The organism is Bradyrhizobium sp. HKCCYLRH3073 (genome assembly GCF_051167995.1).
Lineage (GTDB): Bacteria > Pseudomonadota > Alphaproteobacteria > Rhizobiales > Xanthobacteraceae > Bradyrhizobium.
This window is the reverse complement of the sequence record NZ_JBNPUD010000001.1, coordinates 310,750-324,971: the sequence shown is the minus strand read 5'-3', so window position 1 is coordinate 324,971 and position 14,222 is coordinate 310,750. Positions and strand designations below refer to the sequence as shown.

The following is a 14,222-nucleotide window of genomic DNA, read 5'->3' as shown; positions in this document are numbered from 1 at the left end:
CTGTCCCAGGTCATGAGCGTTGTGGTCGCCGTCGCGGCCGCTTGGACCGCTCTGACGCAGCACGAGCAGCAGGTCGAAGATGACGGGTGCGTTCAGGTCGCGCCATCGCGGCGAAACTCATGTGTTCGATGATCTCAAGACGCTGCTGGCCTGCGCCTCGCCGCGCCGGTCCGGCGATGAGCTGGCTGGCATCGCAGCCGACAGTGCCGCGCGGCGGGTTGCGGCGCGGATGGCGCTCGCCGACGTGCCGCTGCGGCGTTTCCTCGACGAGCCGCTGATTCCCTATGAGAGCGACGAGGTCACGCGCCTCATCCTCGACAGCCACGATGCCGCCGCATTCGCGCCCGTCGCATCGCTGACCGTCGGCGAATTGCGCGAATGGCTGATGTCCTGGGAGGCGGATGCCGGCCGGCTGGCCGCCCTCGCGCCGGGACTGACGCCGGAGATGGTGGCCGCGGTCTCCAAGCTCTGCGGCAATGGCGATCTCGTCGCCGTCGCCGCCAAATGCCGGGTCGTGACCCGCTTCCGCTCCACGATCGGCCTGGAGGGGCGGCTGTCGTCGCGGCTGCAGCCGAACGATCCGACCGACGATCCCCAGGCGATCGCCGCCGGCACGCTCGACGGCCTGCTGTTCGGCATGGGCGATGCCGTGATCGGCATCAATCCCGCGACCGACAATGTCGAGGCCTGCATCCGCCTGCTCACGATGCTCGATGATCTCAGGCTCAAATTCGAGGTGCCGACGCAGTCCTGCGTGCTGAGCCACGTCACGACCTCGATCCAGGCGATCGAGAAAGGCGCGCCGCTCGATCTCGTCTTCCAGTCGATCGCCGGCACCGAGGCGGCCAATGCCGGCTTCGGTGTGACCCTGAAGCTGCTGGCCGAGGCCCATGACGCAGCCTTGTCACTGAAGCGCGGCACGGTCGGCAACAACGTCATGTATTTCGAGACCGGCCAAGGCGCGGCCCTGTCCGCCGATGCGCATCACGGCCTCGATCAGCAGACCGTCGAGGCCCGCGCCTATGCCGTCGCACGCGCCTTCTCGCCACTGCTGGTCAACACCGTCGTCGGCTTCATCGGTCCTGAATATCTCTACGACGCGAAGGAGATCATCCGCGCCGGCCTCGAGGATCATTTCTGCGCCAAGCTGCTCGGCGTGCCGATGGGCTGCGATGTCTGCTACACCAACCATGCCGAAGCCGATCAGGACGACATGGACGACCTGGCGCTGCTGCTTGCGGCGGCGAACGTCAACTTCCTGATCGCGGTGCCCGGCGCCGACGACATCATGCTCAACTATCAGAGCCTGTCGCATCACGACGTGATGCGGCTGCGGCATCTGCTCGGCCGCCGCCCGGCGCCGGAGTTCGAGGCGTGGCTAGCGCGGATGGGTCTCCTCGACCACAGCGGCCGCGTGCCGCCATTGCCGGGCAGCGCGCCTTCCGTAGCCCGGCTGATCGGCCAGGGGGCGCGGGCATGAGGGACGATCCGTTCGACCTGCTCCGCAGGATGACGCGTGCCCGCGTCGCGCTTGGCCGCGCCGGCGACGGGCTTCCGACGGCGGCGAAGCTGGAATTCCAGATGGCGCATGCGCGCGCGCGCGATGCCGTATGGGGCAAGGTCGATTTCGACGGCATCGCCGGCGCGCTCGCGCCGCGCGAGGTGATCAAGGTCGCGAGCGCAGCGCCGGACCGCGCCAGCTATCTGCGCCGGCCAGATCTTGGCCGCCGTCTCGCCACGGGCGAAGCGTCGCGGCTGCCATCAGGCCCATACGATCTCGTCTTCATCATTGCTGACGGGCTGTCGGCGGATGCGGTCGAAAGCCATGCCGCCGCTGTCGTGATCGCCACCGAGGCTCGTCTGACGGGCCTGTCCATCGGACCGATCGTGCTGGCTTCGCAGGCGCGCGTGGCGCTGGGTGACGATGTCGGTGCCGCGATGCGCGCCCGGCTCGTGGCGGTCCTGATCGGCGAGCGTCCGGGCCTGTCGGCCGCGGATTCCCTCGGTGTGTATCTGACGCTGCACCCGGCCCCGGGCCTGCGCGACAGCGCCCGCAACTGCATGTCCAACATTCACGGCCACGGGCTCTCCGCCGAGCGCGCCGCCGACAAGCTGGCCTGGCTGGTGCGCGAGGCGCTGCGGATCGGCGTCACCGGCATCGGCCTCAAGGAGGCGGCGCCGGACGCCGCGATCGCGACGACACAACCAACAACACAAATCACCCATCACAAGCCGACAGGAGCGAATGGACATGAGTGACGAGGCCAAGCCGACGCTTTCAAAGAGCCTGACCGGACTCCATCTGTGGGGCATCGCGGTCGGGCTGGTGATCTCCGGCGAGTATTTCGGCTGGAGCTACGGCTGGGACAAGGCCGGCACGCTCGGCTTCCTCATCACCACGATCTTCATCGCGGTGATGTATACGACCTTCATCTTCTCCTTCACCGAGCTCACCACCGCAATCCCCCATGCCGGCGGTCCGTTTGCCTATTCCTACCGAGCCTTCGGCCCGCTCGGCGGCTTCGTCGCCGGCTTCGCGACGCTGATCGAGTTCGTGTTCGCACCGCCTGCCATCGCGCTCGCCATCGGCGCCTATCTCAACGTCCAGTTTCCGGCGCTGTCGCCCAAGACCGCCGCGCTCGGCGCATATCTGGTGTTCATGGCCCTCAACATCGCAGGCGTATCGATCGCCGCAACATTCGAGCTGTTCGTCACCGTGCTGGCGATCGCCGAGCTCCTGGTGTTCATGGGCGTCGTGTCGCCCGGCTTCTCCTTCGCCAATTTCGCCGCCAACGGCTGGGCCGGCGAGAATTCGTTCTCGCTGGCGAGCATCGGCGGCATCGTCGCCGCGATCCCGTTCGCGATCTGGTTCTTCCTGGCGATCGAAGGCGCCGCCATGGCCGCGGAAGAGACCAAGAATCCGACCAAGACGATTCCGCTCGCCTACATCGCGGGGATTCTGACGCTCGTCGTGCTCGCCTTCGGCACCATGATCATGGCCGGCGGCGTCGGCGACTGGTCGAAGCTCGCCAACATCAATGATCCGCTGCCGCAGGCGATGAAGATCGTGGTCGGCGAGAACTCCGGCTGGCTGCACATGCTGGTGTGGATCGGCCTGTTCGGACTGATCGCCTCGTTCCACGGCATCATCATGGGCTACTCGCGGCAGATCTTCGCGCTGTCGCGCGCCGGCTTCCTGCCGGCCAAGCTCGCCGCGCTGCACCCGACCTGCCGCACGCCGCATTGGGCCATCCTTGCCGGCGGCGTGATCGGCATCGCCGCGATCTACTCCGACGAGCTCATCCAGTTCGCCGGACAGACGCTGACGGCGAACATCGTGACGATGAGCGTATTCGGCGCGCTCGTGATGTACATCATGAGCATGGCCGCCCTCTTCCGCCTGCGGGCCACCGAGCCCCATCTCATCAGGCCGTTCAAGGCGCCAATCTATCCCGTGCTTCCGGCCGTGGCGCTGGTCTGTGCGACGCTCTCGCTGCTCACGATGATTTGGTTCAATCTGCAGGTGTTCGCGGCCTTCGTGGTGCTGTTCGCGGCCGGCCTGCTGCTCTATCGTCTGACCGCCGGCAAGCGCAGCATGGCGGCGAACGACAGCCTGCTCGACATCGCCTTGACCGAAGCCCGCGCCATGGCCGACTGATCCGGCCGGATCGCGACAGTCTCGATCGAGGACCCTCGGCGCCATGTGCTTGCGCGGAGGGGTCATGAATGGCCGCTCCGGCAGGCACGTGGCTTGCATAACTACGAGGTGTGAAACAACGGCGCATTTCCTCAAAGGTGAGGATTTCATGGCACAACATCCGACAGCCGAAAGCCAGCATCCGCGCGATCGGAGCCGCAACATTCTGGCCGCCGCGGCCACCGGCGTCGCTGATTTCATCGCCCAGACAGGCGGCCGTCCGGAAGCGGTGTTCGAGCGGATCGGCATCGATGCCAGCTGCCTCGGCGAGACCCGCCGCGCGCTCGACCTCGCCGACTATGTCGCGATGATGGAAGACGCCGCACAGGAGACCGGCAACGACAATTTCGGCCTTTGGTTCGGCCAACGCTACCAGCCGCGGATGCTCGGCCTGATCGGCGAGATCGCGCTGGCGGCGCCGACGCTGGGCTCGGCGATCGAGCATCTCGCGCTGTGGTTTCCCTGGCATCAGCAGGCGACCGAAACCCGCCTGACGCGCCACGACGGCTTGCTGCGGCTCGAATATCGCATTCTCGACGGCTCGATCGTCGATCGCCGGCAGGATGCCGAATTGACCATGGGCATGTTCGCGAACGTCTTCCGTGCGTGCCTGCCATCGGGCTGGGCGCCTGACATGGTGCTGTTCGAACACGCCCGGCCGGCGGCCTGGCGCGATCATGAGGCAGCCTTCGATGCCGACGTCGGCTGGTCGCAAGGCACCAATGCGCTGGTGTTTCGCGATCGCGGCCTGGACCGGGCGATGCCGGGGGCGGATCTTCCACGCCTGCAGCGGCTGACGACGGATCTTGCCGGTGTCGCCGGCTCCTGCGGCACGCCGGCGTTCCTCGATCTGGTCCGTGGCGAGATCCGGCGGCGGTTGTCGGCCGGCGCGCTTCATCTCGAGGAGGTCGCCGATGCGCTGTCGACAACGTCGTGGACGTTGCAGCGCCGGCTTGCCGAGTTCGGCGCCACCTTCTCCGACCTGGTCGAGGCGACGCGGCTCGACCTCGCCCGCCACTATCTGCGCCAAGCGCATCTGCCGCTCGGCGACGTCGCCTTCCTGCTCGGCTATTCCGAAGCCTCAGCCTTCTCCCGCGCGTTCTCGCGCTGGACCGGCTGCAGCCCGCGGCATTGGCGCCAACGGTCATTGCAGGCGACGGCTCGCAGCTAAAGCCGCGCCACCGGCATCAATCTGCCGGCATCGTCTTCTCGACCAGCCGCACCCAATAGGAGGCGCCATGGCCGAGGATGTTGTCGTTGAAACGATAGGCCGGATGGTGGCAGTCCTTGCCGTCGCCCATGCCGAGGAAGACGAAGGCGCCGGGGCGGGCCTGCAGCATGAAGGCGAAGTCCTCGGCGCCCATCAGCGGCGGCGCATTGTCGACCACCCGCTCCGCACCGACGACGTCGCGGGCGACATCGGCGGCGACCCCGGTCTCGCGCGCATGGTTCATCGTAATCGGGTAGAGCCGCGTGTATTTCGTCGTCGCCTCACCGCCATAGGTGCGGGCGATGCCGTCGGCGACCTCGGCAATACGGCGCTCCACCAGGTCCTGCACCTCGGGATCGAGCGTGCGCACGGTCCCCTTCAGTTCGACGGTCTCCGGAATGACGTTCATCGCCGTGCCGGCCTCGACGACGCAGATCGAGATGACCGCCGACTTGATCGGATCGACGTTGCGCGACACGATCGACTGCAGCGCGGTGATGATGTGCGCGGCGATCAGCACGCTGTCGACCGCCTTGTGGACCCCGGCACCGGCATGCCCGCCCTTGCCGCGGACGGTGATCTCGAGCTGGTCCGACGACGCCAGCATCGGGCCCGGCCGCAGCGCGAAGACGCCTTCGGGCACGCCCGGCGCGTTGTGCAGGCCGTAGACCTCCTGGATGCCCCAGCGGGTCATCAGCCCGTCGTCGACCATCGCCTTGCCGCCGGCGCCGCCCTCCTCGGCCGGCTGGAAGATCACGATCGCCGTGCCGTCGAAATTGCGCGTGTCCGCGAGATGCTTGGCGGCCCCCAGCAGCATCGCGGTATGGCCGTCATGGCCGCAGGCATGCATCAGGCCCGGCGTCTTCGACGCGTAGGGCACGCCCGAGGCTTCCTCGATCGGCAGCGCGTCCATGTCGGCGCGCAGGCCGATGGTGCGACCTGAGCTGGTCCGACGGCCGCGGATGACACCGACCACGCCGGTGCGTCCGATGCCGGTCACCACCTCGTCACAACCGAATTCGCGCAAGCGCTCGGCGACGATGCCGGCGGTGCGGTGCACCTCGTACATCAGCTCGGGATGTTCATGGAAATCATGGCGCCAGGCGGCCATGTCGTCGGTGAGCGCGGCGATGCTGTTCAGGATGGGCATGGAGGCGGTGTTCTCGTTCGGGACGGTGACGCCCGAACCATGACCGGAACGGCGGATGGACACAAGCTCTCGCCCGCATCAGCCCTCGATCGGGGCGTGTGACAGGTACGCCAGAAGCTTCATCTCGCGGCGGCCGCGTGTGACGGTGTCGAGCACGAGGCCCGAGGAGGCCGACAGCAGCGCCATGATCATCAGGCCCATCGACAGCACCGCGGTCGGCAGCCGCGGCACCAGCCCGGTCTCGATATAGGTGACGAAGATGGGAATCGCGAAGCCGATCGAGACCAGCGCGAGGAAGATGCCGATCGCACTGAAGAAGCGCAGCGGCTTCTCCGAACGATAGAGCTTCAGGATCGTGCCGAGGATGCGGAAGCCGTCGCGCCAGGTGTTGAGCTTGGAGACAGAGCCTTCGGGCCGCGCGTAGTATGGCGTCGCGAGCTCGGCGACCGGCAGCGCCAGCTCCAGCGCATGCACGGTCAGCTCGGTCTCGATCTCGAATCCGTCGGAGAGGACGGGGAAGGATTTGACGAAGCGGCGCGAGAACACGCGGTAGCCGGACAGGATGTCCTTGAAGGCCTGGCCGAACACCTCGGCAAGGAAGCTCGTCAGCATCCAGTTGCCGGTGCGATGGCCCATGCGGTAGGCGGCCTGCTCCTGGTCGACCCGCAGGCCCACCACCATGTCGAGCCGCTCGCTCACGAGACGCGCGATCATGCCGGGCGCGCTCGGCGCGTCATAGGTCGCGTCACCATCGACCAGCACGTAGATGTCGGCATCGACATCGGCGAACATGCGCCGGACGACGTGGCCCTTGCCCTGCCGCCGCTCGCTGCGCACCTCGGCGCCGGCCGCGCGCGCGACCTCGATGGTGCGGTCCTTGGAATTGTTGTCATAGACGTAGACGGTGGCCGTCGGCAGCGCCTGCTTGAAATCGCGGACCACGGTGGCGACCGCGGCCTCCTCATTGTAGCAGGGCACCAGCACGGCGATCCGCATCGAAGGTGAACTCATCGACCCCTCTCCCCCAGGGACGGGAGACTGCCCTCATTCGGTGCAGAAATTCATAATGATCCGGCGACAACGCGCTGTTCCGGCTGCCAGGTGGGAATGACCTTAACGCCGTCCAGCACCTCCCGCAGGCGGGATTGCGTGCCGAGCGTGGTTCCCTCCGGCAGCGCGTCCGGTGCGAAGAAGCCGGTCTCCACGATTTCGAGGTTCGGCTCCGGCGGCCGGTCCTGCGTGAACCTTTTGATAACGAAGACGGCAACGTGGTCGCGCGGCGAGACGTGGCTGTTGAGGAAGATGCCGTGCAGCTCCGGCTCGCCTTCGAGCGCGATCCGGCCCTCCTCGAACAGCTCCCGCGTCAGCGCCTCGATGAATGTCTCGCCGACCTCGACGCCGCCGCCCGGCAGGTGCCAGCCCGAGACATAGCCATGCCGGACCAGGAACACGCGGTTCTCGGCATCCAGCACCACGCCGCGGACGCCCAGCGTCATGCCGCGGGCGAAGCGCCAATAGAGGTGGAAGCCGCGCCGGAGCACCGGCTCGAACCGGATCCGCAGCCGGCTCAGATGTGTCGTCATCGCTGTCGTCGTCCTGGTTGTTCTTGCGCTCGCAGGCGGGGCTTGTCATGAGAGCCGGGGCATCACGAGGGATAGCACGAGATGACATCTGCTGGGCGCGCCTGCATCCGCCATCGGCACCGAGGGGCGTAATGGCTGCCTTCACCCTCGCCCACCTGTCCGACCCGCACCTCGCCCCCCAGCACAAGCCGCGCCTGTCGGAGCTCGCCGGCAAGCGCGCACTCGGCTATCTCAACTGGACGCGCAATCGCTACAAATATCACCGCCGCGACATCCTCGATCTGCTCATCTCCGATCTGCATGCGCAGATGCCGGACCAGATCGCCGTCACCGGCGATCTGGTCAATTTCGCCCTCGAATCCGAATTCCCGCTCGCCCAGGCCTGGCTGCGGACGGTGGGGCCGCCGGACAAGGTCACCGCGATTCCCGGCAATCACGACGCCTATGTGCGCTCGACGCGGCTGCGCTTCGCCGAGAGCTTTGCCGACTATTTCGGCGGCGATGCCGAGGGACCGGCTACGTTCCCGTCGCTGCGCCGGCGCGGGCCGCTCGCGTTGATCAGCCTGTCCTCGGCCGTGCCGTCGGCGCCGTTCATGGCGACGGGACGGCTCGGCAGCGCACAGCTCGCCGCGCTGGAGCAGATGCTCGAATCGCTGGCCCACGAGCAGCTGTTCCGCGTGCTGCTGGTGCATCATCCGCTGCGCTCGGCCCACCGGATGAAGCGGCTGACCGACGCCGGGAAGCTGATCGCGCTGCTCGCGCGCCACGGCGTCGAGCTGATCCTGCACGGCCACGACCACGTGCATTCGACGATCTGGATCGACGGCCCGGAGCGCAAGATCCCGGTCGTCGGCGTGCCCTCGGCGTCGTCGATGGCGCATGGCCACTATCCCGCCGCGGCCTACAACATGTTCGCCATCAGCAGCGACGGCAATCACTGGCGCTGCGACATGACCGTGCGCGCGGTCAACGAGGCGCTGCGGGTGCGCGAGATCCGCGAGGTCCGCCTGCTTTGAGGCGCGGCCACGCCGTCAGATCTGCTGTAGGCTCGCATAGAATGCGACGCCGAACAGCGACAGCGCGCCGAGCACGAAGCCGAGCACGAACGGCCAGACCCCACCGCGCCGCCGCGGCGCCTCGGCGCTCGTCTTCGCCTGAGCCCTTGCGACGCTGAAGGCGCGCTCGCGCTCGACCATGCGGCGGGCGACGTAGTCGGTGACGGCCTTCACGATCGCCGCGATGTCGTGCGACTCGGCGAGCACGACGCGGCCGTTTCGGGTGTCCTGCACGAAGCGATACTGCCGCTTGTCACGCCCCATCACGACGTGGGCGACGACGTCGATCCACAGCCGCGGCGTCTCGCCCTGGCTGATGCCGCGATCGAACAGATCGAGCTGGCTCGGGATCTCCGCGAACAGCGGGTCCAGCGCGTCGTTGAGAATTTCGAGCCGCGCCACCTCGGCGTCGCGCAGGTCGACCACCACGCCCGTTCGGTCTGCGGCCTCGATCCGGGCCTGGCGCAGCGCCTCGCGCAGGCGCACGGGGCGGGCTTCAGTGCTGCTGTCGGCGGCCTCGGACATCGGTCACGCTTTCACGGTTCGGCCCTGGTTTCGCCAGGTTCCCACCGTGTTAACGTAGCAGTAACCCAGTATTCTGCAATCCCCTTTCATCTTCAATGGGTTATAAGCACGCTGGCGTAACCACGAAACGGACGTGGGCGGCCTCCTCCGGCATGACCCGGCTGAGACCGCCCCGTCCTTGGGCTCTTTCCTCGAGCTTATTCAAATACCCGGCAATGCATTCCTTCCGGCGATCAGGCCGCCGGAGCGCGCTGCGGCTCCTCGACGATCGAGAAGCGGACGCCGGCCTTGTGGCGGTTCTCCTCGGACACCTCGCGCCAGCAGTCCTCGGCCTCCTTGCGCGACTTGAACGGACCCTTCACCTGGGCCGAGCCTTCCACCAGCTTGTGGAAATTCATCGAGCCGAACTCGCCGCCGATCACCCAGAAATTGCTGGTCATGAGACCCTCCTTCAACCGTCACAACTTTGACAGTGCATTGCGAATTGCGTGACAGGAGATAAACGCGAAACCGGCAGCTTCGTATAGAGGCCTTGTTTTCGAATGGTGATGTCATGTAACATCATCACTTGTCATAAATGTCATTTTGTCAATTTTGTCACAATCCGAAGGCCGGTCGGCCATGAGGGGATCGCGATGCCCGGTGAGTCCGGAAAGAAGCTGTTCGTCGGGCCCCGCTTCCGGCGCATCCGCCAGCAGCTCGGGCTGTCCCAGACCCAGCTCGCCGAGGGCCTCGGCATCTCGCCGAGCTATGTCAACCTGATCGAGCGCAACCAGCGCCCGGTCTCGGCCCAGATCCTGCTGCGGCTGGCCGAGGCCTATGATCTCGATCTGCGCGATCTCGCCACCGCGGACGAGGACCGCTTCTTCGCCGAGCTCAACGAGATCTTCTCCGATCCGCTGTTCCGGCAGATCGAGCTGCCCAAGCAGGAGCTGCGCGACCTTGCCGAGCTCTGCCCCGGCGTCACCCATGCGCTGCAGCGGCTGTACGCGGCCTACGCCGAGGCCCGGCGCGGCGAGACCCTGGTGGCGGCGCAGATGGCCGACCGCAACGACGGCGCCCGCTTCGAAGCCAACCCGATCGAGCGGGTGCGCGACCTGATCGAGGCCAACCGCAATTATTTCGCCGAGCTCGAGCAGCAGGCCGAAGCCTTGCGCGACGCGCTCGACGTCCCGGCCGAAGGACTCTATGCCGCGCTCGCCGCGCGGCTGCGCGAAAAACATTCGGTGCAGACCCGTGTGATGCCGGTCGACGTCATGCGCGAGACCTTGCGCCGCTACGACCGCCATCGGCGTCAGCTGCTGATCTCCGAGCTGGTCGACGGGCCCGGCCGCACCTTCCAGCTCGCAGTCCAACTCGGCATGGCCGAATGCCTCCCACAGTTCGAGATCATCATCGGCCGCGCCGGCGCGCTCGACGACACCTCGCGCCGGCTCTACCGCATGACACTCGCGAGCTATTTCGCCGCCGCCGTGATGATGCCCTACGCACCGTTCCTCACTGCTGCCGAGGCGCTCAGCTACGACATCAACGTGCTGGCGCAGCGCTTCAACACCGGCTTCGAGCAGGTCTGTCACCGCCTCACCACGCTGTCGCGCCCGAACGCGCGCGGCATTCCGTTCTTCATGCTGCGCGTCGACAATGCCGGCAACGTCTCCAAGCGCTTCTCGTCGGGCACCTTCCCGTTCTCCAAGTTCGGCGGCACCTGCCCGCTGTGGAACGTGCACTCGACCTTCGACACGCCGGACCGGCTGCTGAAGCAGATCATCGAGCTGCCCGACGGCTCGCGCTATTTCTCGATTGCCCAGATGGTCCGCCGGCCGGTGGCGCCGCATCCGCTGCCGCAGCCACGCTTCGCGATCGGCCTGGGCTGCGAGATCCGCCACGCGTCGCGCCTCGTCTACGCCGCCGGCATGGATCTCGAGACGGCCGAGGGCACCCCGATCGGGGTCAACTGCCGTCTCTGCGAGCGCGAGAACTGCGCCCAGCGCGCCGAGCCGCCGATCACGCGGACGCTGATTTTGGATGAGACCACCCGGCGCGTCAGCTCGTTCGCGTTCAGCAATGCGAGGGAGTTGTGAGGGCTCCACTCTCGCCTCCGTCATTCCGGGGGCGGAGTGTGTAGCCCCGCTCTCGCAATGACACTGAAAAAACAACGCACGGACGCGAGCACACGTCACGCGGAGACACGTGAAGCTCGGATATCCGGTGCGGAGAGACATGCAGTCACCTCCTCGCGGCGCATCTGCGCCCGAGCTTTTCTGTTAGTTTGCCCACTTTGAACACAGAGGGCGCAGGGAAGACCGGGAGCTCGCCGCCCCCATGGCCCCCGTGCGGAAAAAATGCACGGGGCAGGAACCACAGGTTCGGCTGGGACATCCCGGCCTTCCCCGCGCGATGGCTTTACGGCTTACTCCGTGCTCTCCCCAGGGACCGGCTGTCTTGCCCCTGTCATCAGCGCCATCGCAGGCGCAAACTTGATCTCAGCACCGGGAGATCAGGACCACACGGCTTGACCGTGCGCATCGAACCGTTCGTCGGCACGATCGCTCGCGCTGCAGTTCGATACGCCCATCGCATCCCGCACCCAACGCTCGTGACGACCGCGAAACGCCCCTCAGATCGAGGCGGGACAAGCGGAGTGAACATCAAATTCTGAAAAATGGAAACAGCAATATTTTTGCCGATAGGACTGGACACGAGTGATCCAGCTGAACTCGCTGACGAAATCAGTCCATCGGCGCACACGGAATTGACAGCTCGACAGGCCATGAGCCGGTAGCGCGCGCCGCAAATCCAACAAATATGCGCGGCCGATTTGCCCGACGGGCGGGCGGGGGTCGCGTAACAAGAGACGCGAGGGGAGGAGACCAGATCGCGCTGGAGCTGAACGTGATCAAGAACTCGGTATCGATAAGGCCTCCAGCTCCTCGATGCCGACAGGAGGCCTGCTTCGCCACCCCATGATGAAAGCGCGCTTGGCCAAGCCGTCCTGAACACGAGCGATCTGGGTCCGCTCTCTGGCAATCCGCGCTTGCAGCAGGGGATCGCGAGTTCCGGAGGCGGCGAGGCATTTGTTGATCACCCAACCGAACGGCTCGATGCCGGCGCGCCGCAGGTCCTCTTGGAGAGCGGCGGCCTCCGAAACGGGCGTCGTTTCCGGCAGGGTCACCAGGATGATCTGCGTGTAGCTGGAATCCTGCAATCGCATCAGCGGCGTGATCAGCCGGCCAGCGGCGCTCGGCTCCAATTGGCTCGTCATCTGGCGATGATAGGCCCCGGTCGCATCGAGCAGGAGCAGAGTATGACCGGTCGGCGCCGTATCGAGCACCACAAAGGCGCTCCGGGCTTCCGCAACCACGTGCGAGAAGGCATGGAAAACGGCGACTTCCTCCGTGCAGGGCGAAGCCAGGTCCTCAAGCAGGAGCGCCTTGCCCTGCTCATCCAGGTCGCGGCCACGGCTCGCCAGTATCTTCGCGACATAGCGCTCCGTCTCGCGCCGAGGATCGATCCGATCCACCGTCAGCCCGGGCATCGCGGCATCAACGACATCCGTGACGTGGGCCGCTGGATCGGTCGTGCTGAGATGGACGGCATGTCCGCGTCTCGCAAGGCCGACAGCGATGGCAGCGGCAACCGTCGTCTTCCCGACGCCGCCCTTGCCCATGACCATGATGAGGCCGCTATTGCGGTGAGCAATGTCATCGACCAAACGGTCGAGGCCCTGCAGGCCGACCGGCACTCCGACTTGCTCGCCAGTCGACGTCTCAAGCCGTGGACTGGACGACGACAACACGGCCCTGAGCGCCGCGAGACCCACAATGTCGAACCCAACCAATGGGACGTCGTCCCGCGGCAGCTTTCGCAGCGAATCCGGCATCGAGGCGAGCGCCTCATCCTGATCCCGCTCGAGTGCGCTTGCGACCGCGTCGGCAGGGTCAGTGGCGTGAAAGCGTCCGTTCACGACGAGTGTCTGATTGGAGAGGTTGAGTGCATCAAGTTCGCTCGACGTTCGCGCCGCCTCCCGGATTGCACTCCGGTCGGCGCGGGTCACCAGGACCACGGTCGTCCGCCGAGGATCGCCCAGCGCTTGAAGCGCTTGTCGAAAACGATCCTCCTGCATCTTCAAACCCGAATGTGGGCCGAGGCACGATGCTCCGCGGTCGTTGTCCTTCAGGAAACCGGTCCAAGCCTTCGGCAGGCTCAGAAGCCGCAAGGTGTGGCCGGTCGGGGCCGTATCGAAGATGATATGGTCGTAACCCGCTCTGTCCCCGTCCAGCAATCCGACGAACTCGTCGAATGCGGCAATCTCGGTGGTGCATGCGCCGGAAAGCTGCTCGCGTATGGTCGATCTCTCCTGATCCGTCACCGTGGGCTCGAGCTGTTCGAGCACGCGAGCTCGGTAGCTCTCGGCTGCGGCCTCAGGGTCGATATTCATCGCGAAGAGCCTTGCCGCGTTCGGCACCGGCACCGGGCTGTCAGTTAGTTCAACTTCCAACATCTCGTCGAGGTTCGACGCAGGATCGGTGCTGACCAGAAGAACACGCAATCCACGGTCCGCGAGACTGATGGCGGTCGCACAAGCGAGCGACGTCTTGCCTACACCGCCCTTGCCAGTGAAAAAAAGAAAGGGCGTCGGAGCGTTCAGCGCACGCAATCGAAGCATTCAAATCCCTTCCAGGTGATCGTGGTGCGGCATTGCCGACCCGGGAGTCGGTAAGATTTTTGTCGCCGGCGTTCGCTCGATTCGGTGCATGAACTCGGCGCGGAGTGCTAGACCGACTTCGACGTCCTTTCGGGTCACCAATCATGGTCCCTTTTCGTGCCTTGATCGGTCGCCGCAGACCAATCGATTCGTAGAGTCCCGGCACGACTCCTTGTTGCGATGGATCAATAATCGTGTTGCAGGAGCGCACCCATCGTCGGCATTGCGGCAGCCGCCGAGTGCGAGTCAGGACGTGGAAGATCCCAGCCCTGGATGTAGCCCCGCACCTTCCGGCGT

At 66.1% G+C, this 14,222-nt stretch carries 12 protein-coding genes; 6 read left to right on the top strand and 6 right to left on the bottom strand.

Annotation, left to right across the window (positions count from 1 at the left end):
* Positions 1-79: 79 nt before the first annotated feature.
* From ACQR1X_RS01450 to qhpR, 4 genes are all read left to right on the top strand, one after another.
* Positions 80-1,480 (top strand): ethanolamine ammonia-lyase subunit EutB, encoded by a 1,401-nt coding sequence (locus ACQR1X_RS01450; protein ID WP_316238493.1) that lies wholly within the window; start codon positions 80-82, stop codon positions 1,478-1,480.
* Positions 1,477-2,259 (top strand): ethanolamine ammonia-lyase subunit EutC, encoded by a 783-nt coding sequence (gene eutC, locus ACQR1X_RS01445; RefSeq protein WP_315802765.1) that lies wholly within the window; start codon positions 1,477-1,479, stop codon positions 2,257-2,259. Before ACQR1X_RS01450 ends, eutC begins: the two co-directional genes overlap by 4 nt.
* Entirely contained in the window at positions 2,252-3,658 is a 1,407-nt protein-coding gene (gene eat, locus ACQR1X_RS01440; protein WP_315802764.1) for an ethanolamine permease, read from the top strand. The genes eutC and eat overlap by 8 nt, the downstream gene beginning before the upstream one ends.
* A gap of 148 nt (positions 3,659-3,806) precedes the next feature.
* On the top strand, positions 3,807-4,868 hold the full coding sequence (qhpR, locus tag ACQR1X_RS01435; RefSeq protein WP_316217337.1) for an AraC-like transcriptional regulator QhpR: 1,062 nt from the start codon (positions 3,807-3,809) through the stop codon (positions 4,866-4,868).
* Between the two features lie 16 nt (positions 4,869-4,884).
* Here qhpR and ACQR1X_RS01430 read toward each other — a convergent pair whose 3' ends face one another.
* From ACQR1X_RS01430 to ACQR1X_RS01420, 3 genes are all read right to left on the bottom strand, one after another.
* On the bottom strand, positions 4,885-6,057 hold the full coding sequence (locus ACQR1X_RS01430; RefSeq protein ID WP_315802762.1) for a M20 aminoacylase family protein: 1,173 nt from the start codon (positions 6,055-6,057) through the stop codon (positions 4,885-4,887).
* Between the two features lie 78 nt (positions 6,058-6,135).
* Positions 6,136-7,068, bottom strand: coding sequence for a glycosyltransferase family 2 protein (locus ACQR1X_RS01425; protein ID WP_434898196.1), 933 nt, complete (start codon positions 7,066-7,068; stop codon positions 6,136-6,138).
* 50 nt (positions 7,069-7,118) lie between these two features.
* Entirely contained in the window at positions 7,119-7,640 is a 522-nt protein-coding gene (locus ACQR1X_RS01420; protein ID WP_434898195.1) for an NUDIX domain-containing protein, read from the bottom strand.
* Positions 7,641-7,771: 131 nt separating this feature from the next.
* Between ACQR1X_RS01420 and ACQR1X_RS01415 the strand changes: the two genes are divergently transcribed.
* Complete coding sequence (locus tag ACQR1X_RS01415; RefSeq protein ID WP_316178101.1) at positions 7,772-8,656, top strand: metallophosphoesterase family protein; 885 nt, start codon at positions 7,772-7,774, stop codon at positions 8,654-8,656.
* A 15-nt stretch (positions 8,657-8,671) separates the two neighbouring features.
* On the opposite strand, the gene ACQR1X_RS01410 is transcribed toward ACQR1X_RS01415, so the two are convergent.
* Positions 8,672-9,220 (bottom strand): hypothetical protein, encoded by a 549-nt coding sequence (locus ACQR1X_RS01410; RefSeq protein WP_315802758.1) that lies wholly within the window; start codon positions 9,218-9,220, stop codon positions 8,672-8,674.
* Between the two features lie 233 nt (positions 9,221-9,453).
* Positions 9,454-9,660 (bottom strand): DUF4170 domain-containing protein, encoded by a 207-nt coding sequence (locus tag ACQR1X_RS01405; RefSeq protein ID WP_006612464.1) that lies wholly within the window; start codon positions 9,658-9,660, stop codon positions 9,454-9,456.
* Positions 9,661-9,855: 195 nt separating this feature from the next.
* Here ACQR1X_RS01405 and ACQR1X_RS01400 point away from each other — a divergent pair, with 195 nt between their 5' ends.
* Complete coding sequence (locus tag ACQR1X_RS01400; protein WP_315802757.1) at positions 9,856-11,301, top strand: helix-turn-helix domain-containing protein; 1,446 nt, start codon at positions 9,856-9,858, stop codon at positions 11,299-11,301.
* A gap of 815 nt (positions 11,302-12,116) precedes the next feature.
* On the opposite strand, the gene arsA is transcribed toward ACQR1X_RS01400, so the two are convergent.
* Positions 12,117-13,886, bottom strand: a complete 1,770-nt coding sequence (gene arsA, locus ACQR1X_RS01395; protein WP_316178099.1) for an arsenical pump-driving ATPase — start codon at positions 13,884-13,886, stop codon at positions 12,117-12,119.
* Between the last annotated feature and the right edge of the window lie 336 nt (positions 13,887-14,222).

Coding starts and splice junctions, on each gene's coding strand:
- ACQR1X_RS01410 (WP_315802758.1), bottom strand. CDS start 9,220: ATGTCCGAGGCCGCCGACAGCAGCACTGAAGCCCGCCCCGTGCGCCTG.
- eat (WP_315802764.1), top strand. CDS start 2,252: ATGAGTGACGAGGCCAAGCCGACGCTTTCAAAGAGCCTGACCGGACTC.
- ACQR1X_RS01405 (WP_006612464.1), bottom strand. CDS start 9,660: ATGACCAGCAATTTCTGGGTGATCGGCGGCGAGTTCGGCTCGATGAAT.
- arsA (WP_316178099.1), bottom strand. CDS start 13,886: ATGCTTCGATTGCGTGCGCTGAACGCTCCGACGCCCTTTCTTTTTTTC.
- ACQR1X_RS01450 (WP_316238493.1), top strand. CDS start 80: ATGACGGGTGCGTTCAGGTCGCGCCATCGCGGCGAAACTCATGTGTTC.
- ACQR1X_RS01430 (WP_315802762.1), bottom strand. CDS start 6,057: ATGCCCATCCTGAACAGCATCGCCGCGCTCACCGACGACATGGCCGCC.
- eutC (WP_315802765.1), top strand. CDS start 1,477: ATGAGGGACGATCCGTTCGACCTGCTCCGCAGGATGACGCGTGCCCGC.
- ACQR1X_RS01400 (WP_315802757.1), top strand. CDS start 9,856: ATGCCCGGTGAGTCCGGAAAGAAGCTGTTCGTCGGGCCCCGCTTCCGG.
- ACQR1X_RS01420 (WP_434898195.1), bottom strand. CDS start 7,640: ATGACGACACATCTGAGCCGGCTGCGGATCCGGTTCGAGCCGGTGCTC.
- ACQR1X_RS01415 (WP_316178101.1), top strand. CDS start 7,772: ATGGCTGCCTTCACCCTCGCCCACCTGTCCGACCCGCACCTCGCCCCC.
- ACQR1X_RS01425 (WP_434898196.1), bottom strand. CDS start 7,068: ATGAGTTCACCTTCGATGCGGATCGCCGTGCTGGTGCCCTGCTACAAT.
- qhpR (WP_316217337.1), top strand. CDS start 3,807: ATGGCACAACATCCGACAGCCGAAAGCCAGCATCCGCGCGATCGGAGC.